The 18,769-nt window shown below is 36.1% G+C and carries 16 protein-coding genes and 1 pseudogene; 6 read left to right on the forward strand and 11 right to left on the reverse strand.

Features of this window, described 5'->3' with window-relative positions; all coding sequences use genetic code 11:
• Positions 1-124: 124 nt before the first annotated feature.
• Entirely contained in the window at positions 125-1,408 is a 1,284-nt protein-coding gene (locus tag BN999_RS18430) for a sugar ABC transporter substrate-binding protein (protein ID WP_096273913.1), read from the reverse strand.
• Between the two features lie 263 nt (positions 1,409-1,671).
• On the opposite strand from BN999_RS18430, the gene BN999_RS18435 reads away from it, so the two are divergent.
• Together BN999_RS18435 and BN999_RS18440 are read left to right on the forward strand one after the other, a co-directional pair.
• A complete protein-coding gene (locus BN999_RS18435; protein WP_096273915.1) occupies positions 1,672-3,438 on the forward strand; it encodes a glycoside hydrolase family 13 protein in 1,767 nt (588 codons plus the stop codon).
• Positions 3,439-3,470: 32 nt separating this feature from the next.
• Positions 3,471-4,997: an alpha-amylase family glycosyl hydrolase gene (locus BN999_RS18440; protein WP_096273917.1), complete on the forward strand. Its 1,527-nt coding sequence runs from the start codon at positions 3,471-3,473 to the stop codon at positions 4,995-4,997.
• A gap of 37 nt (positions 4,998-5,034) precedes the next feature.
• Here BN999_RS18440 and BN999_RS18445 read toward each other — a convergent pair whose 3' ends face one another.
• The 3 genes from BN999_RS18445 to BN999_RS18455 all read right to left on the reverse strand — a co-directional run bounded on the left by BN999_RS18445 (position 5,035) and on the right by BN999_RS18455 (position 8,008).
• Positions 5,035-5,790: an acyl-[acyl-carrier-protein] thioesterase gene (locus BN999_RS18445; RefSeq protein ID WP_096273919.1), complete on the reverse strand. Its 756-nt coding sequence runs from the start codon at positions 5,788-5,790 to the stop codon at positions 5,035-5,037.
• Positions 5,791-5,828: 38 nt separating this feature from the next.
• Positions 5,829-6,224: a hypothetical protein gene (locus BN999_RS18450; protein WP_096273921.1), complete on the reverse strand. Its 396-nt coding sequence runs from the start codon at positions 6,222-6,224 to the stop codon at positions 5,829-5,831.
• 287 nt (positions 6,225-6,511) lie between these two features.
• Entirely contained in the window at positions 6,512-8,008 is a 1,497-nt protein-coding gene (locus BN999_RS18455) for a peptide MFS transporter (protein WP_096273923.1), read from the reverse strand.
• Between the two features lie 312 nt (positions 8,009-8,320).
• On the opposite strand from BN999_RS18455, the gene BN999_RS18460 reads away from it, so the two are divergent.
• Positions 8,321-9,325: a tetratricopeptide repeat protein gene (locus BN999_RS18460; RefSeq protein WP_096274421.1), complete on the forward strand. Its 1,005-nt coding sequence runs from the start codon at positions 8,321-8,323 to the stop codon at positions 9,323-9,325.
• Positions 9,326-9,343: 18 nt separating this feature from the next.
• On the opposite strand, the gene BN999_RS18465 is transcribed toward BN999_RS18460, so the two are convergent.
• Positions 9,344-9,775 carry an SRPBCC family protein gene (locus BN999_RS18465; protein WP_096273925.1) on the reverse strand — a complete coding sequence of 144 codons (432 nt, stop codon included), beginning with the start codon at positions 9,773-9,775 and terminating at the stop codon, positions 9,344-9,346.
• Positions 9,776-9,872: 97 nt separating this feature from the next.
• On the opposite strand from BN999_RS18465, the gene BN999_RS18470 reads away from it, so the two are divergent.
• Positions 9,873-10,214: a hypothetical protein gene (locus BN999_RS18470; RefSeq protein ID WP_096273927.1), complete on the forward strand. Its 342-nt coding sequence runs from the start codon at positions 9,873-9,875 to the stop codon at positions 10,212-10,214.
• Between the two features lie 191 nt (positions 10,215-10,405).
• On the opposite strand, the gene BN999_RS18475 is transcribed toward BN999_RS18470, so the two are convergent.
• Complete coding sequence (locus BN999_RS18475; protein ID WP_096273929.1) at positions 10,406-11,278, reverse strand: RNA helicase; 873 nt, start codon at positions 11,276-11,278, stop codon at positions 10,406-10,408.
• An 80-nt stretch (positions 11,279-11,358) separates the two neighbouring features.
• Entirely contained in the window at positions 11,359-11,652 is a 294-nt protein-coding gene (locus BN999_RS18480; RefSeq protein ID WP_176482038.1) for a YjcQ family protein, read from the reverse strand.
• 256 nt (positions 11,653-11,908) lie between these two features.
• On the opposite strand from BN999_RS18480, the pseudogene BN999_RS18490 reads away from it, so the two are divergent.
• Positions 11,909-13,987 (forward strand): annotated as a pseudogene (locus BN999_RS18490) (thioredoxin domain-containing protein).
• Positions 13,988-14,014: 27 nt separating this feature from the next.
• Here the strand turns inward: BN999_RS18490 and BN999_RS18495 are convergent.
• Positions 14,015-14,380: a carboxymuconolactone decarboxylase family protein gene (locus BN999_RS18495; protein ID WP_096273937.1), complete on the reverse strand. Its 366-nt coding sequence runs from the start codon at positions 14,378-14,380 to the stop codon at positions 14,015-14,017.
• 226 nt (positions 14,381-14,606) lie between these two features.
• Between BN999_RS18495 and trpB the strand changes: the two genes are divergently transcribed.
• The gene (gene trpB / locus BN999_RS18500) at positions 14,607-15,779 is read left to right on the forward strand and encodes a tryptophan synthase subunit beta (RefSeq protein WP_096273939.1); all 1,173 of its coding nucleotides are present in this window, start codon (positions 14,607-14,609) and stop codon (positions 15,777-15,779) included.
• A gap of 37 nt (positions 15,780-15,816) precedes the next feature.
• On the opposite strand, the gene BN999_RS18505 is transcribed toward trpB, so the two are convergent.
• The 3 genes from BN999_RS18505 to BN999_RS18515 are packed head-to-tail and all read right to left on the reverse strand — an operon-like array spanning position 15,817 to position 18,714.
• The gene (locus BN999_RS18505) at positions 15,817-17,568 is read right to left on the reverse strand and encodes a hypothetical protein (RefSeq protein WP_096273941.1); all 1,752 of its coding nucleotides are present in this window, start codon (positions 17,566-17,568) and stop codon (positions 15,817-15,819) included.
• Positions 17,569-17,597: 29 nt separating this feature from the next.
• Complete coding sequence (locus tag BN999_RS18510; RefSeq protein ID WP_176482039.1) at positions 17,598-18,071, reverse strand: DUF6114 domain-containing protein; 474 nt, start codon at positions 18,069-18,071, stop codon at positions 17,598-17,600.
• 28 nt (positions 18,072-18,099) lie between these two features.
• The gene (locus tag BN999_RS18515) at positions 18,100-18,714 is read right to left on the reverse strand and encodes a DUF6230 family protein (RefSeq protein WP_176482040.1); all 615 of its coding nucleotides are present in this window, start codon (positions 18,712-18,714) and stop codon (positions 18,100-18,102) included.
• Positions 18,715-18,769: the final 55 nt, after the last annotated feature.

Below are 18,769 nucleotides of genomic sequence, written 5' to 3' on the forward strand. Positions count from 1 at the left end.
ATTCTAATTCCTTCACGTACTCAATCTAAAATCCTATTATAAATCTAATAAACTAGTATTTTCTGAAAAGGTAGTGAAATAGGATATGGGAGCACGAAGCCCCCATATTCCTTAACATTTATAATTAGTTAGCACCAGAAGCTTCAATATTGCTTAGAATCATTTCAACAGCTTCTTCCATTACTTCATCAACAGGCTCACCCTTAGAAATAAAGTTCAGTGCGTTGTTGATTGGCTCCCATACTTGTTGCATTGCTGGTACGTTAGGCATTGGTTCACCATAGTTTGTTTGCTCAGCAAATGCAGAGTAGATTTCATCATCAGCGATGATTGGGTTTTCAATAGCGTCATAACGTGGCGGGATTTCTCCTGCAACTTCATAGTAAACCATTGAGTTTTCTTCGTTTGTAATATATTTCAATAGATCAGTTGCCCACTCTTTGTTATCTGAGTAGTAAGAAAGCATGTAAGATTTTACCCCTACAAATGACTTTGGATTTTCACCGTTATCAAGAAGTGGAAGAGGCACAACGCCTAAGTCTTCACCAAGTGCTTCTTGGTATTCACGAACCATCCAAGGACCGTTTAATACTGTTGCAACTTTACCTTCTTTAAATAGACCATTCATAATATCAGGTGTTAAATCTTGTGGAATATATCCATTATTGAACCAAGATTGAACTAAGTCTCCACCTTCTTTTGCACCATCATTAGCTAAACCAACATCAGCGATGTCATAGTTTTCACCATCGTTAGCAAATACATAAGCACCATATCCAGAGAAGAATGGATATACGAAGTAGAAGTTAGCAGCTTCCATTAGGAAACCATATTTGTCTTGGCTAGCATCTGTAAAGTCTGCTGCTACTGCCATAATATCTTCCATTGTTTCAGGAGCATCAGTTAACGATTTATTGTAGTACATTGCATATGTTTCCATAACTGCTGGAGCACCCCAGTAGTCGCCATCATATGTTACAGCTTTTAATGCGATATCTGTATACTCAGATTCAACATCACTTAAATCAACTGGATCTACCAATCCACGCATTGCAAGGTCACCAATACGGTCATGTGGTTGGAAGATAATGTCTGGACCGTTACCCGCAGGGCCTTCCACATCTAATTTTTCAACTTGGTCAAGCATGTTAATTGGAACAAGCTCAACTGCGATACCAGTTTCTTCGGTATATTTATCAGTAATTTGTTTTACCGCTTGTTCTTGTTTTTCTTCCGCATTTACCCAGATAGTTAGACTTTCTGGTTTTTCAGGCATACTGCTTTCTGCAGATTCACCGCTATTTGAAGTCGAATCCTTCTTATCTGAATCTTTCGCTTCATCTGGTCCACATGCTGCAAGTACGGCAAAAAGTACTAAAGCAACAAATAATCCTAACCATTTTTTCATTATAATTTACCCCCCAGAGGATGTAGTGATAACGTTTGCACAACACAATTTAGGAAAACGTTTGCACAACCATTTCTATTTCATTATACAAGGTTACTAGTTTTTTGCAACCCCTTTCACTTAAATATTTTTCTATTTATTTAAGTTACGTTAACGCTTTCATAGTTTCGTATTTCTGTTATACTATTTTTAAAGATTTAACAGTTATATCTATGAAATTGCAAATGTTTATGCAAACGATTGTACAAAGAGGAGTGTTTAATATGTTAAGAGAAGCCATCTATCATCGGCCTAAAAATAACTTTGCTTATGCCTATGATGAAGATACATTACATATCATGCTGCAAACAAAAGCAGGAGATGTAAACCATGTAGAATTAATTTATGGTGATCCATATGAATGGGAGAATGACCTTTGGCAAACCAAAACATTATCGATGGAAAGAACTGGTTCTACATCCCAATTAGATTATTGGTCTGTTGCCGTAAAGCCTGAATTCCGTAGAATGCGGTATGGTTTTCGACTAGAGAGTATAGAGGAAGTTTGTTTTTACACAGAAGGTGGAATCTTTGATGAACAACCTACTGATATCGCTAACTTCTTTTGTTTCCCATACGTAAATAAAGTAGATGTTTTCACAGCACCATCTTGGGTCAAAGATACAATTTGGTATCAGATTTTTCCCGAACGCTTTGGGAATGGAGATCCTAGCATTAACCCTAAGGGGGTTTTGCCATGGGGGAGCGCAGAACCAAAACCCAATAACTTCTTTGGCGGAGATTTTCAAGGAGTAATCGACCACCTAGATCATTTAGAAGACCTAGGAATAGGTGGAATATATTTTACTCCAATTTTCAAGGCCCATTCAAACCACAAGTATGACACCATTGATTATATGGAAATAGACCCACAGTTTGGTGATAAAGAAACATTCCGCCGTCTCGTAAAAGAATGCCATAAACGAGGTATTCGCGTAATGTTAGACGCCGTGTTTAACCATAGCGGCTATTATTTTGCACCGTTCCAAGATGTTTTAAAAAACCAAGAGAAATCTAGGTATAAAGAGTGGTTCCATCTATGGGATTTCCCAGTTGTAACAGAACCAAAACCGAATTATGATACATTTGCTTTTGTTTCAGCAATGCCAAAATTAAATACAGAAAACCCGGAAGTGCGGGAATACCTATTACAAGTTGCTCGCTACTGGGTTGAGGAATTTGATATTGATGGCTGGCGACTTGATGTGGCAAACGAGGTTGACCATGCTTTTTGGAGAGATTTTAGAAGAACTGTTAAAGAAGTAAAACCAGATGCTTATATATTAGGAGAGATTTGGCATGATTCCATGCCTTGGCTACAAGGGGACCAGTTTGATGCTGTAATGAATTATCCATTTACCAATAGTGCTATCAACTTCTTTGCCAAAGAGGAAATTAGTGCTCAGAAATTCCAAGACTCACTCGTAAAGGTTCAGCATATGTACCCCAAAAATGTGAATGAAGTAGCATTTAATTTGCTCGGTAGTCATGACACGCCTAGAGTTCTTACCTTAGCAAATGAAAATATAGACCGCGTTAAACTCTTATACTTATTCCAATTAAGCTTTATTGGCTCCCCTTGTATTTACTACGGGGATGAGATTGGTATGAGTGGCGGACAAGATCCTGGTTGTCGTGCATGTATGGAATGGGAAGAAGAAAACCAAAATCGAGAATTGTTTACTTATATAAAGAAGTTAATCGAATGGCGCAAGAAAGACCCAGTATTCGGTAATGATGCCGAATTTCGTTTTATACATGCAGATGACAAGTACAACTATGCAATCTATGAGAAGTTTAATCATGAGAAGCGTATGGTCTTCATTTTGAATAATAGTACTCAAGAAATACAAGTCCCTATTGGAAAAATCTTTAAAACGAATAATCCAATTAAGGAAGTCTTGTTAGCTAGTGATTCTAAGACAGAACTAACCAATGACCAAGTTCATGTTAGCAGTATGGGCTACCGGATTCTGGAACAAACAATTTAGCTAATTGGATTTATACAAAGGGAGAAATTACAATGAAAAAAATATCGATTGCTTGCCTTATCATGATATTTTGTTTAACCGGAAAAGCTATCATTCATGCTGATGACCATACATGGCAGGACGAAACTATTTATTTTATTATGGTGGACCGTTTTGCAAATGGAGACACATCTAATGATTATGAAGTTGACTTAAATGACCCGGCTGCATATCATGGAGGAGATTTCCAAGGTATTATTGATAAGTTGGATTATATAAAAGAAATGGGTTTTACCGCTATTTGGTTAACTCCTATTGTAAAAAATGAACCAAAGGGCTACCACGGATACTGGACAGAAGATTTCTACGAAGTGGAAGAACATTTTGGGACTATGGAAGAATTTAAAACACTTGTCCAAGAAGCACATAATCGAGATATTAAGATTATCTTGGATTTAGTTGTGAATCATACTGGCTATCAACATCCATGGTTAGATGACCCGGATAAACAAGATTGGTTTCATGAGGATGAAGCCATTCTCGATTGGGATAATCAAGAAAATGTGGAGAATGGCCGTTTAGCAGGATTACCAGACCTTGCCCAGGAGAACCCAGAAGTGCGAGAGTATTTGTTGGACATGGCAAAATGGTGGATTCAAGAGACCGATGTAGACGGTTACCGATTAGATACCGTTAAACATGTACCAAAAGATTTTTGGGAGGAGTTCGCAAGAGAAGTAAAATCAGTTAAAGATAACTTTTTCCTAATTGGTGAGGTGTGGCATAATGACCCTACTTATGTTGCAGATTATGCTGAAACTGGAATTGACTCGTTTGTAGATTACCCATTCTATAATGAGGCAACCAGAATCTTTAGTAGACCCGATCAGCGTATTGGTAAGTATATGCAAGGAATCTGGGAACGAAATAAATCCTTATATGAAAACCCCTATGTGTTGGGGAATTTTATCGACAATCATGATAATCAACGATTTGTACGTTTAGCGATTGAAAATAAGCAGGACCCCGTTACAAGATTAAAATTGGCACTAACGTATATGTATACTGCTCCAGGAATACCAATCGTTTATTACGGAACCGAGATTGCTATGGACGGTGGGAATGACCCGGACAATAGGAGAATGATGGACTTCACCGATCATGAATTAGTATCTTATATCTCAACTTTAGGTGATATAAGAAAAGATCACCCCGCACTAACCCATGGTGACCTAGAAGTATTAGTAGATAAGGTAGGAACGACGGTCTTTAGTAGAACATATGAAAAGAATAATGTAATTGTCGCTATGAATAATACAACCGAAGATCAAGAAATCATTCTAACAGATGATATGCTTACAGGAGATTCTCAACTTATCCCCGTTTTTGGAGATAAGGTAATCAAGAAAGAGAAGGATGGCTATGTCATCACATTACCAAAAGAATCTTCGGAGATATTTATACTGGAAGAAGACAATGATAATACTAATGAAGTAACGTTTCCTTATTGGTACCTTGTTTTAGGTCTTATTGCAGTAGGTGTTATTGGATTCTTGATCATTAGGAAAAAACACCAATAAAGAAAAGGAATTGGATTAGCTTCCAATTCCTTTTCTCTTAGTTTTTCTCTATCCTTACTTGTGAACGAAATACCGTTTTATCATCTTCTGCCCGAATTCCCTCTACATATACAAGATTATCTTCTAATTGAGACACATCTTTTCTAAGAATCAACGTATCCCCAGGCAGTGCCTCATTTAAATAATTAACCTCAATAGAACTTGTATAGTAGTTTTGATGCTCTTCTAATGGAAAACAATCCATAATGAAGTCCACATATCGTGAGTTATTTAAATGTCCATTAAAATCAATATCGCTGTAGCCAATCGTTTTATGATAAACAGTTTCCAGATTCTCAGATGCTTTTAATTTTCCTAGGTCCACATCGATAGCCTTTTCTGTAATTAACTCAGGGTATTCTAAATTAATAGCTTCACTACGCTTTAGTCTACGCCTCTTTAAATCCATAATTACCCAAACTGAAACAGCTCTAGCAATTGCTTCCCCGCTTTGATCATAGACAATATAATCCCGTTCAAATTCGAGCTTTCCTGGTTTTAGTGGCCAAGTTTCGATGGTGATTTCCTCATCAAATTCTAGATTTCGAATTATATCAATACGAATTCGCATTAGCACAAAGGCAACCCCATAATTTTCAACTAATTGATTAATTCCTACTCCTAAGTTTTCTGCAGCTAAATTAGCAACATCTTGAAAATAACCAAATAGTGAGCTAAGTTTTAATTCCTTTTTAAAATCTACATCATTGAGATCGATATGATAGTTTTTCTTATATTTCGTCAGGCGTTCCATGCTATCTCTCCTAGTTGGTGTATTCCATATTATAACAATTACTTTATCATATTATAGGCTTGGAATGGTTGTTTGAGGTTTTGATTGGGATGTTGTTCTCTAATGGACAGATTTCCTGGCATGTATTGGAGTTTGTCTGTTAGAGCTATTCTAATAGACATGTCTGTTGCTTTTTCTTTAACTTTGTCTTTTAGAACCCATCTATTAGACAGAGTTTCTGCTTTTCTCAGAAATTTGTCTTTTAGAATCCATCTATTGGACATAGTTACTGATTTTCTCAAAACTTTGTCCTTTAGAATCCTTCTATTTGACAGAGTTACTGCTTTTTTCAAAACTTTGTCTTTTAGAACCCCTCTATTAGACAGAGTTACTGCTTTTTTCAAAACTTTGTCTTTTAGAATCCTTCTATTTGACAGAGTTACTGCTTTTTTCAAAACTTTGTCTTTTAGAACCCCTCTATTAGACAGAGTTATCAGTTCTCCGTTAACTTTGTCTTTGATATATGCTATGAATAGACTAATATCCTAACGTGTAATTTAATAGAAACTGTGCGGTAAATACCCTCTAAAATTAATTAGTATGGAGGAATGATACAGCTCCGGCAGATCACTCCGCTTTCCTGAGGCCCCGACCTCAGCCTGCATTTCAAAAACAGCCTTCATAAAAAAAAGCTGACCCCCGAATCAGGATATCCCGATTCGGGGTCAGCTTTTCTGAAAGCTTAATTCAAGCCTTTCATAAACTCTTTTAGTTTTGGCGAGAACATAAATAATACAATTCCTAGTACGATGGCAATACCACCAATAACACCGAAGTACATGATTTCTGTTTCTTCTGTATAGAAACGTACAACCTGTGCGTTAATAGCTTGCGCGGATGAATTGGAAAGGTTCCAGAGACTCATCATCTGTGCTGCAAAAGCTGCAGGTGCAAGTTTGGTTGAAGCAGATAATCCTACTGGTGATATTAGTAATTCACCCATTACAATTAGGAAGAAACATAGTACTAACCACAATGGACTTACTAATGTACCTGTACCACCGTTTAAATATGCTGGTAGCATCATGACAATAAATGCTAAACCGGCAAAAACAAGACCAAATGAGAATTTTTGAGCAACAGATGGTTGCTTGTCTCCGAGTTTAGTCCATAGTCCCGCAAATAAAGGTGCAAACATAATAATGAACAATGGGTTCAGTGACTGGAACCATGATGCGTGTAACTCAATTCCCATGAAGTTTAAGTCTGTACGCTCATTAGCAAATGTCGCAAGGATACTAGACTGCTGTTCTGCAATTGCCCAGAATACCATTGCTGCTACGAACAAAGGAATATATGCTAACAGACGAGATTTTTCATCTTTTGTTGTTTTAGGACTACGATACATAAAGATAAAGTATGCAGTTGGTATAATAATACCTAGAATACTAATTGAAAAGATAACACGTTCAACAGTTAACCATCCACCAGAAATTCCAGCCCAGCCAACTATACCTAAGACAACAAGTACAAGAAGAATAATCTTCGTAATACGACCTTTTTCAGGTTTCGTTAATGGATTTGGAACTACAGTACCTGCTAGTCCAAGAAACTTTTTACGCGTGATAACATACACAATTAACCCAATAGCCATTCCAATTGCTGCAACACCAAATCCTAAGTGGAAGTTAACTCCTTCACCTAGTGTTCCAACAATATATGGAGCGATAAAAGCACCCATGTTAATACCCATATAATAGATACTAAAACCTGAATCACGGCGTGGGTCTTTCATGCTATAAAGATCCCCAACCATACCACCAACGTTTGGCTTTAGTAATCCAGTACCGATAATAATAAAGAACATAGAGATAAATAATCCTGGTGCACCTAGCGGTAAAGCTAGAATAATGTGACCAACCATAATGAGTACTCCACCATGGAATACGGTCCGGGCTGTTCCTAAGATTCGGTCAGCAATCCATCCACCGATAATACCGGACATATAAACAAGCGATCCATAAATCGCCATAATGGAATTAGCTGTAGTTTGCTCAATACCAAGTCCACCATCTTTAACTTCATAGTACATATAGAATAGTAAGATGGCACGCATTCCATAGTACGAGAAACGTTCCCAGAACTCAGTGAAAAATAGCGTTGATAAACCTTTCGGATGACCAAAAAAACCTTTTTGAGGAATGGTTTTTAAAATGGACTCCTTATCATGTGATTTCATTGAAGAATAGCCTCCTGATGTTTAAATTTCGTAAATAAACTGAAAACTTTCAAGTAGTTGACTTGAACAGTGTAAAATAAATATCTGGTCACGTAAAGGGTTTATCAAGAAGTGAAATTGTTCAAAAAAGTAGTAATATGATGAATCATTTATATGTAATCGTTTCATTTACTATTGTTTCCACGTTTTCGCTTTTGAGTAGTAGTAAGAATATGGAAATGGGATTAATATTTTCTATTTTCAATTTCGTGCAACACCTTTTAAAATATGAGATACTCTATAAAAATGATGAAGAAAGGTGACTGTTTATTGGTGGAATTGCAAGATTTACGAAAGGAATTGAATAACAAAGGATTTACATATACTGCCGTCCAATTAGAAAATGTTATAAAAAGCGACGTTAATATTGATGTACTCCAGTCCATTCTTAAGGAGTGTATTTCTCCTACACTTTATCTTCCGGATGATATTAATTTGTTATACAACCAATTATCTAATTTAACAAATTTTAGTGAGGAATATAGATTCATAATTACACGAAACTTACAGGAAATTCTAATGGAAATCGTCACCCCAACAAACGGATTATCGGTTATTTACATGGAAGATGAAGAATTAGAAGAAGCTATCATACTATATCAAAATGCAGTTCTCGGAGATGTACAGGCGCAATTAGAACTTAGCCACTTATATAAAGACATTGAACGTGATGATTGGGCATTTCCTTGGTTTGAAGCATTAGGAAAAGCTGGGAATGCAGAGGCACTTTATTGGGTGGGTAATTATTATTACATGGGAAACGTTGTAGATAAAGATTTAAAAAAGACTTATCTCAGTTATAAAGAGGCAGCTGAGAAAGGATTTCCTGACGCAATCAATAACTATGCCGATATGTATTTACGTGGCGAATATATCGAAAAAGATTTAACTCGCGCATTGGAACTATTTAAACAGGCAGCTAAAAAAGGAGTTCCCGAAGCCATGTATACACTAGGGTATATGTATGAAAATGGGGTTGGGACAAAGATGGACCTTACCAAATCAAGAGATTGGTATACAAAATCAGCTTTAGCTGGTGATGTATTCGCAGCCAATAAACTTGGGCATGAAGCAGTAGAACATGGACTAGGGGAGGAAGCCATTTCCTGGTATAAAATGGCCGCTGATCATGGAGACTCTTATGGAGAATTTAATCTGGGGCATTGTTACGAGAATGGGATAGGGACACCGGTAAACCTAAAAAGAGCGAAAACATGGTATCAAAAAGCGGCATTAAAAGGGGATAAACAAGCTAAAGTTAGGTTAAAAGAGTTATAAAAGCCCTTATAATTTTTTTTAGGCTTGTTCCAAAGTTTCTTTTAGAACATTTAAATTCTGACCAACTGCCCTTTTCAATTGATTCTTAGCCAAAAGCAATGGCACATACTTAATTAGATTTGGGTATAATCGAGCAAGATTAGTTAGTTCTATTTTATTCTCTTTCCCACTGAGATTGTATTCCACCTCATATGGAAACCATCCGCCATTTATTGTGAATACAATTCTCTCCCCCCTCTTTAGATTCTTTATAAATCCTTCTTCATAGCGGGGGCCACTTGAGTTTCTATAAATACCATATAGTTCATACCCATTATTATTAGTCTTATTTAATTTTTCTACTTTTGAGACTGAATAATTCCAATAAGGAAAGTTTTCAAAGTCACATAAGTAATTAAATACTTGATCCTTATTAGAATGAATAATTACGCTATTTTTAATTTCAATCATTTTTTCTCCCTCCTACTAGCAAATTAGGAATTATATAAAGCTAAAGATAAAAATAGTAATTTACATTAACACACCTAAAATCCTTTATAATTTATTTATGGCTCTACCATTCATCAATAAAGAATCAAGTGTATTATGTAACCAGCCTTTAGTAGAACTTGAAGAAGGTGCTGAACCACTTGAATTAACAAATTTATCTGAAGTGTTTTGTTATCCCCGGCATTCAATAATTAAAAATAAGTTGATGCAGTGTAAACTTTATAATACTAACGTTTTCTTTATTGGTGAAGGCATGAAAGACAGAAAAAAATACACACGTATCTATGTTAATCCTTTTGTAGCTGGTAGAAGTGCAAAAGCACCAAACACTTCACTTCTTGAAATGTTTCCAGATACAGAAAAAGCTATTGTAAAGAATCATAAAGAAAAGCGTAAATAACTAATGGTCATACTTTGTATGCATAGTACTATACAGATAAGGGAAGATGTTCCCTTTCTTTTTCGGTCTTTTAGTTATTAGTTGCTTTTTCTGTACGAAAAAAAAACTCAACTCTGTTACTCATCTCTTGTTGGAAAGATTTTCTATTGATGTTAAGGGATTTTTTTATTCTTAATTATAATTAAATTGAATCAAAACGGTAAATCATCACTTTGTGCATCTTCTATATACTTTATAAGAACATCATTCTGTATAGCATATGGGTCAATATTCTTATCTTTTAAAAATGAATTAAATTCCTCTTTCTGAATGATTATACTAGGTTTATCAAAGTCAAATGGGTTTATATTATTAAAATACTCCTTTATTATGTTTTTCAAATTAACTGGAATAAAACCTCTACTATTTCGGTTCTTATTATATAGAGATTCTTTTTTTATATTGCTGATTTCTTTCCGTACTGAACCCAACTCATCAAGTATTAATTGATTAACATCTGAAACAGTGGTTTGATTTAGACTTGGTACTTTAAATTCTCCAAAATTACCAAGAAAAGTAGAAAAATTATTGTCACTTTTAGCTTTCTCATATGTTAACTTAATTCTATTAGATAATTCTTTTTTAAATTTTACTATACTTCCATAACGTAAGTCCCGTGGATAAGTTATGTGTTCAATAACTCCAGTATCGAAAATAAAATCTGTAACATCATCTTTTATTAGAATTGTTGGCTTATCGAACGTTAATCTCATACCTAATTCAAACAATACATTCGGATTTCTTCCACTAATATCACAAACAACTATATCGGAATTATAAATGTTTTGTATTATTCTTTTATGTATTACATCTACTTCACCGTCAGAATTACTAACCAATTTGGTGTTAAATTTTATTCCATCAATAGATTCAGTAGCTTGTACAATTATATTTTTAACTTCAACCCAATGTTCAGCTGAATAGTTGTTCATAGCTGCGATAGGCATAATAATCCCACACTCTTTAGTATTAGCTGACACTTCTTCAGCAACATCTTTAACCACTTCTTTAACTGCTTCTACCATTTAACCACCCTTCCCCACTTTTACATAATTTTACCATAGTTCTACAATGTTATTAAAATATATATAACATAAAAATCCATTTATGGTTTAATCCAATCCCTTACTTCTTTTAATCCTTTATAAGTCTTTGCCCAGCCACTGTTTTCTTCTAAAAAGTCTATACCTTTAATTGTTAGTTTTGGTGAAGAATATATAACTAAATAAACATTATCATCTGCATATAAAACATTAATACCAGTTGCATATCCTTCATTTTTAATAAGTGAAGCAATTTCACCCCATTGTTCCATTTCAAGTTCATAATCTTCTTTTTTTGGTTCATTACCTTTGTCTATTTCTTTCAGAATGCTATAAATAATCTTCTTTCTATTCACTGATATGTTCCCCCTTTATTTTCTATATTTCTTTATTTCGACAAAAAGAAAGAAATTCCTTTATTTTGTTATAATGCTTCCTAGACCCATTAAATAAATCCTGCATCCACTGTTCTATTTTAATATTGAGTCCTTATTCAATATTTCCCAATTTATATTGGTTTGACTTTACTTCTAATCCTATTTTTTGGAATTAAATTGGTGAGTTGTGGTAAAGTAACCGTATATAGTTAAATGAAAAGGTAGGTGATGCCCTATGACAACTAACAGAAAACCCAATAGATTAATTGCTGAAAAATCGCCTTATTTACTTCAACATGCATATAATCCAGTGAAATGGTATGCATGGGAAGATGAAGCATTTGATAAAGCAAAAAGAGAAGGTAAACCAATCTTCTTATCTATTGGGTATAGTTAGTGGTTATTCTAACGCACTTGCCACTGGTGTCACGTTATGGCACATGAATCGTTTGAAGATGCAGAAGTCGCTAGATTATTAAATGAACACTATATATCGATAAAGGTAGACCGTGAAGAAAGACCAGATATTGATTCCATCTATATGAAAGTATGCCAGATGATGGCCGGACATGGTGGTTGGCCACTCACTATTTTTATGACACCAGATAAAATCCCTTTCTATGCCGGTACCTATTTCCCTAAAGAAAGTAAATATGGAAGACCTGGATTAATTGAAGCAATAGAACAACTACATAAAAAATATTCTACTGATCCGGAACATATCGCTGAGGTAACCGAAAGTGTAAAGCAAGCATTAGAAGGTACTACTCGTGAAAAAAGTAAAGAGCGATTAACAATTGAAACCACAGACAAAGCCTTTCAACAATTAGGTCGAGGGTTTGACTTTTCATATGGTGGTTTCTGGGAAGCACCAAAGTTTCCTCAACCCCAAAATCTAATGTTCTTACTTCGCTATTACCATTTCACAGGTAAAATTGCTGCCTTAAAAATGGTTGAAAGTACATTGCAGCATATGGCTGCAGGTGGTATTTGGGACCATGTAGGGTATGGTTTTGCGAGGTATTCAACCGATGAAAAGTGGCTTGTCCCACACTTTGAGAAAATGCTTTATGATAATGCACTATTACTTTCGGTGTATACAGAATGCTATCAAATTACTAAAAATCCGTTCTATAAACAAATCGCCGAACAGATTGTGGATTTCATTAAGCGGGAGATGACCAGCAAAGAAGGATCATTCTATTCTGCTATTGATGCCGATTCTGAAGGTGTCGAAGGGAAATATTATGTTTGGGAAGATGAAGAAATTTACGACATACTTGGCGAGGATTTAGGTGAGATTTATACGATCGCCTATGGGATCACACCTTATGGTAACTTTGAGGGTAAAAACATTCCAAATCTAATTAAAGCCAATTTAGAAAGTGTTGCTGAAGAATTTAATCTCACATTATCTGAATTAAATAAACAGTTAGAGAAAGCTAGGGGAAAACTTTTAACAGAACGTGAAAAGAGAATATATCCTCATGTGGATGATAAGATATTAACCTCCTGGAATGCGATGATGATTGCTGGATTGGCTAAAGCAAGTAGTGTATTTCAATCAGAAGACTATTTACATATGGCAGAGAAAGCTATTCAGTTCATTGAATCCAAGCTGGTTGAGGATAATCGCGTAATGGCTCGCTACCGGGATGGTGAAACCAAGTATAAAGGTTACTTAGATGATTATGCTTATCTCATCTTGGCTTATCTTGAACTTTATCAAACGACCTATAAAGTGGATTACTTAATAAGAGGAAAATCACTTGTTAGAGATATGAACGCTCTATTCTGGGACGATGAAAATGGCGGGTATTTCTTTAGTGGTAAAGATAATGAGAAACTAATTTCTAATGATAAGGAAATTTATGACAGTGCTACTCCTTCTGGAAATAGTGTTGCTGCAATTGCCCTTGTTCAGATGGGGTATTTGACTGGTGAGACTGAATTTCTGGATAAAGTAGATGACATGTACTATACCTTCTTTGAGGATATAAACAGACAAGCATCCGCAGGGACTTTCTTTATGCAGAGTATACTACTAACGGAGAATCCGACTAAAGAAGTGGTTATCTTAAGGGGAAGTAATACATCTAATGAGTTGTTCCGCTCCCTAGCTGAAGCATTCACACCGGACATTTCTTTACTTATCGCAGAAGATCCGAGTATATTTAGCGACGTAGCATCTTTCGCTTCAGAATATAAGATGTTAGAAGACAAGCCTACAATATATGTTTGCGAAAATTTTGCATGTCAGCAGCCAACTACAAAACTTCATGAGGCAATTTCAAAACTGATAACAAATAAATAGAGAGGTGCCTTAGTGCACCTCTCATTTTTATTGTTTTAACTCATTTAGATCTTCTATACTCTCTTGCACTAGTGTAACCGCCTGACTCATTGCTGCCCCTCCACCAAATGCTGCAGTCACTCCAACAGCCTCTAGAATTTCTTCTTCTGAGCACCCTTGGTCCAGACAGCCTTTTAGATGATAAATAATGCAATATTCATCTTGGGCAAACAAACTTATCCCTAATGCAATAAGCTGCTTTTCCTTTTGGGACAATACCCCCTCTTTGAAACACTCTTGCGTAAACGCGTTATACTGCTCTGCTAACTTTGGCATTTTCTTAGTAAATGTGCCTAATCCAGCTTTATAATCAAGTAATACTTCTTCTGTAAGATTTCTAGCTTCCATTTCCAAGTCTATTCATCTCCTTCCATTATTTTTTTACAAATCTAAAGTTAGTATGAACAAAACAAGAGAGAGTACTCTTAACAAGTAATAATTAAATGTAAAATCCTTTCTTCGTATCTATCTACTCATAAAATTAAGCTAACTTCTTATTGCAATATTTGCTCACCATGTTAAAATATTGTACAAGTATTCTGAATGAATACAAAATTTTATAAGAGGTGAGTTTAGAGAGATGAGAGAGCAGAGTGTAGTTGAGAAAGGTTTTTATGGTGAGTTCGGAGGAAGTTTCATCCCAGAGGATTTACAAAAGGTGTTAGGTATTCTTGATGCTGAATTTGAAAAGTACAAGGATGACCCGGATTTTCAAGAGGAATTTCGCTATTATTTAAGGGAATATGTAGGTCGAGAAAATCCATTAACCTTTGCCAGAAATTTAACAAACAAATTAGGTGGAGCCAAAATCTACCTTAAACGTGAGGACCTCAATCATACCGGTGCCCATAAGATCAATAATGTAATCGGGCAAATTCTATTAGCAAAAAGAATGGGTGCAACGCGAATTATTGCTGAAACTGGAGCAGGTCAGCATGGTGTAGCAACTGCTACTGCTTGTGCCATGTTTGATATTCCGTGTACAGTTTATATGGGTAAGGTAGACACCAAAAGGCAAGCACTAAATGTATTCCGAATGGAGCTTTTAGGAGCTAAAGTCATACCTGTTGAAAAAGGTCAAGGACGCTTAAAAGATGCGGTTGATGCTGCCCTAGAAGACCTGGTGGCAAACTATCAAAACACATTTTACTTATTAGGATCAGCTGTTGGACCACATCCGTATCCATCGATTGTGAAACATTTCCAAGCTGTTATTAGTGAAGAGTCAAAAAGACAAATCATGGAAAAAGAAGGTAAACTTCCAAAAGCAGTCATTGCTTGTGTTGGTGGTGGCAGTAATGCCATTGGCTCATTTGCTCATTATTTAGATGAACAAGAAGTTCGTCTCATTGGTGTAGAACCAAAAGAGGCGCCCACTATGGCAGAAGGTGTTCCAGCTATCATTCATGGGTTCAAATGTTTAACTCTACTTGATGAGCTTGGTAATCCCCAACCAACTTACTCAATAGCTGCTGGATTAGATTATCCTGGGGTTGGTCCAGAACACAGCTATCTAAAAACGATTGGTAGAGCTGAATATGTTAGTGTAACGGGAGAAGAGGCCTTAGAAGCCTTTCAAGTCCTATCTAAAACAGAAGGTATAATTCCCGCTTTAGAAAGCTCCCATGCAGTTGCACATGCGATTAAACTCGCCAAGTCTTTATCCAAAGATGATTGTATAATCGTCAATCTATCCGGCAGAGGAGATAAGGACGTTAACCAAGTCTTTGACATGTTAGATAATGTTCAATAACGAAACTATCCCCCCACACTCGTGGGGGGATTTTTAACTACCAATTGAATGGATTTAATATCTTTTCCAATAGCCGTTTTAAGAAACTATCTTTATAAGGATTCAGTAATTCACCAGTTTCCTGGTTAAACACTCGATCTACGATTTCACCAGTAAGAGGATTTATGATTTTACCAGTTAGTGGATTTAGAATTGGTATGATCACCTTCCCTGTTATTGGGTCTAATAAATTCTCTGATATAGGATCAAGAATTAAATCAATTACTTCACCGGTAATTGGTTCTAATAGTTTGCCGGTTATCGGGTCTAGTATTGGCTCTAGTACCTCCTCTTTAACAGGGTCTAGAACATTATCCTCAACTGGCTCCAGAACAGGATCTAATACATTTTCCTTTACTGGATCGAGGACATTATCTTTTACGGGATCTAAGACTGGATCTAGAACATTATCTTTTATCGGGTCTAGTACAGGATCTAATACTTCTTCCTTAATTGGGTCTAACACATTTTCTTCAACAGGATCTAGAACCGGATCCAACAATCCATCCTCAGAGTCACCACCATCAGAACCTAAGCCAAGTTGCTCCAGTAATGCCTGTAACTCTTTTATGTCTTCTTCCGCTATTTCCCGCTCAGCTTCTAATGTTTCCACATCCGAGCTTAATTTTCCAAACCGCTTCTTTTGTTTTTCAAACTTAGCTTTCAAATTATCGTATCTGTCACGTAAAGCTTGAATTCCGTTCTCATTTTCTGTTTTCTCTTCCAGAATTTCTTCTAATGAATATTCAATTTCTTTACCAGCTTTCTGAAGTTTAGCCAGTTCAATTAGCGTCGCATATACACCATTCTGCCCCTGTAGTTTAATTAATTCTTCATGGTTCTTCTCATAATCCGCTAATAATTTCTCGATAGTTGGTAGGCTAGCCTCAATATCCTCAATCATCGTTCCGCCTTCATTTATGAACTCTGCGGAAGTAGTAAGTTGTGTATCAACGTATGCCATTATGGATGGTATATCATGAATTGATGGCAGCAGATCATCTAATCCTAATTTACTCGTAATAGCATCTTCAACTTCTGTGACGAGTTGGATTACATTTCCAACTAAGTCCTGATTTAATAATTCATTTATGATGTCAGAAACATGACCCAAGAGCCCTTCCAGTTGTTCAACTAGCTCTTCTTGATCGTCAATCAAATCCATAATATCTTGGATTTCTTCCTCAGATTCCTGATCACTTCCATTTAAAAGTTCTTCCAACTGTTCCAGACTAATTAACGGATTATAGTTAGGTAAGGAACCACATTCACTTAGATAACATGTATGAACATTTGCATTGGTTAGGGAGATGCTTTCTACAAATTGCTCTTCTACATTCATGACAACATTCTCCATACAAATCCAACTAGGCTGACCTGGTTTACAAAGCCCACCAATATTAGGCAGCTCATTGTTCATGGTTTGGGCATTCAAGTTTTTAACAGGTATTGGACCCGGCGCAGAGATCCTTACCACCAATGGCTCAAGACCATTCCCTCGCTCCATTACTTTTGTTATCGTTAGCCCATGGATTTCCCCTTCATATATGGTAATATTGCCAGTTAATGCACCAATTAAATCCATAGAGCCATCCACTTTTGCCGTTTCGATTATAAACCCACCACTATTTCCAGAAGGGTCTTGTGATGAACTACTAGCAAATATGTGACTCATTGGTACAAGTACTGTGGAAATAACCAATATGAAAATCAAACTAACCGATAGTTGTTGCTTTCGTTTGGTTTTCATTAAAACTCTCCTCGTTTACCAGACTCACCTTATACCGCTTCATTCACCTGTTCTAATTTCTCCTGTTTTCGGTTTCGTTCCCATGTATCCATGTCAATTTCTTCCTTATCCCAGGCAATATTTAGAGCTCCTGCAACGATACCAAGTAGTGTTCCGATTAAGAATCCTCCTAGTGCTCCCATGATGGAAAGAACGGATAAAAATATGGTAGCAATCCCAAAAAAGGTTGATAGCTGTGGATAAAAGTATTCACACAGCCCAATAATTAAGACAAGTCCACCAAAGATAAATCCCACAAAAACTAAACTGCCTGGAATAAATGCAATAGCATAGAGATGTAAAGGAATATAAAGTATCATTAGTCCTGCTAGAACGGTGAGTGTAGCACCCCAAAAAGGTCGTCTGCTTCTCCATTGTTTAAATCGACTTCCATCCACTACCTTTTCAAACTTCCTATCTTGCTTTGCTTGTTTTTTAAGTGCCTTTTGTTCTTTTCGATTCATGACAATCCCCTTTCTGAAATCATGAACATTACTTTCCGCTTCCAGGGAAGGTCGTCATATCTGGCCCATCGATTCTTTCGGCAGAAATCTTTGCTCCATCTAAACTAACCACTGTCTGGAATAAATAATCTGTTACAATTTTGGCACCCTTAATATTGATTGTGGCTGCATTTTGAGACCAGTTTTGAGAAAACTCAGTCGTGTTCTTTTCTTCAATTTCCAGCTCATTAAAGCTTAAATCCGCTTCGATTAAACGAGCATCATGAATTAATCCAGTAATATTCGTTGGACCTGTTGATCGAATATGGAATCTAACCCAACCGATTCCCGGTAATTCTAGGTCCTTATAGATATGCAAGTTGGTAATGACCACTTCATCCATCTTATTTCGAACCATAGGCTCTGCATCCGAGTTCCCTGTTTCTCCTACATGTGGTAAGAGTTGAAAATTTGTACCTTGCAATTCATCAAATTCAACATAGAAATCCCCAATACCACCGAGAGGTAAAGCAAATGCTGTTCCTGTAAACCCAAAGGCAGCTATTAAACCACCAAAAGCTAAAAAACCAGCCATTAACGCTGTAAAGAATTTCTTCTTCATGGTTTTTCCTACAATAATCTTCTGTTCCTTATTCAAAGACATTCACCTCTATGTTTTATTATAAAAAAAGATAGCTTTACACGTTTCAAATAGAACT

Origin of the sequence: Paucisalibacillus globulus (assembly GCF_900184735.1) — a bacterium.
In the GTDB taxonomy this organism is placed as follows: domain Bacteria; phylum Bacillota; class Bacilli; order Bacillales; family Amphibacillaceae; genus Ornithinibacillus; species Ornithinibacillus globulus_B.

Bases quoted from the DNA above. Each gene is read 5' to 3' on its own strand.
- BN999_RS18445 (WP_096273919.1), bottom strand. From the start codon at position 5,790: ATGGAACGCCTGACGAAATATAAGAAAAACTATCATATCGATCTCAAT.
- BN999_RS18515 (WP_176482040.1), bottom strand. From the start codon at position 18,714: ATGTCTTTGAATAAGGAACAGAAGATTATTGTAGGAAAAACCATGAAG.
- BN999_RS18475 (WP_096273929.1), bottom strand. From the start codon at position 11,278: ATGGTAGAAGCAGTTAAAGAAGTGGTTAAAGATGTTGCTGAAGAAGTG.
- BN999_RS18435 (WP_096273915.1), top strand. From the start codon at position 1,672: ATGTTAAGAGAAGCCATCTATCATCGGCCTAAAAATAACTTTGCTTAT.
- BN999_RS18465 (WP_096273925.1), bottom strand. From the start codon at position 9,775: ATGATTGAAATTAAAAATAGCGTAATTATTCATTCTAATAAGGATCAA.
- BN999_RS18510 (WP_176482039.1), bottom strand. From the start codon at position 18,071: ATGAATCGAAAAGAACAAAAGGCACTTAAAAAACAAGCAAAGCAAGAT.
- BN999_RS18430 (WP_096273913.1), bottom strand. From the start codon at position 1,408: ATGAAAAAATGGTTAGGATTATTTGTTGCTTTAGTACTTTTTGCCGTA.
- BN999_RS18470 (WP_096273927.1), top strand. From the start codon at position 9,873: ATGGCTCTACCATTCATCAATAAAGAATCAAGTGTATTATGTAACCAG.
- BN999_RS18505 (WP_096273941.1), bottom strand. From the start codon at position 17,568: ATGAAAACCAAACGAAAGCAACAACTATCGGTTAGTTTGATTTTCATA.
- trpB (WP_096273939.1), top strand. From the start codon at position 14,607: ATGAGAGAGCAGAGTGTAGTTGAGAAAGGTTTTTATGGTGAGTTCGGA.
- BN999_RS18440 (WP_096273917.1), top strand. From the start codon at position 3,471: ATGAAAAAAATATCGATTGCTTGCCTTATCATGATATTTTGTTTAACC.
- BN999_RS18455 (WP_096273923.1), bottom strand. From the start codon at position 8,008: ATGAAATCACATGATAAGGAGTCCATTTTAAAAACCATTCCTCAAAAA.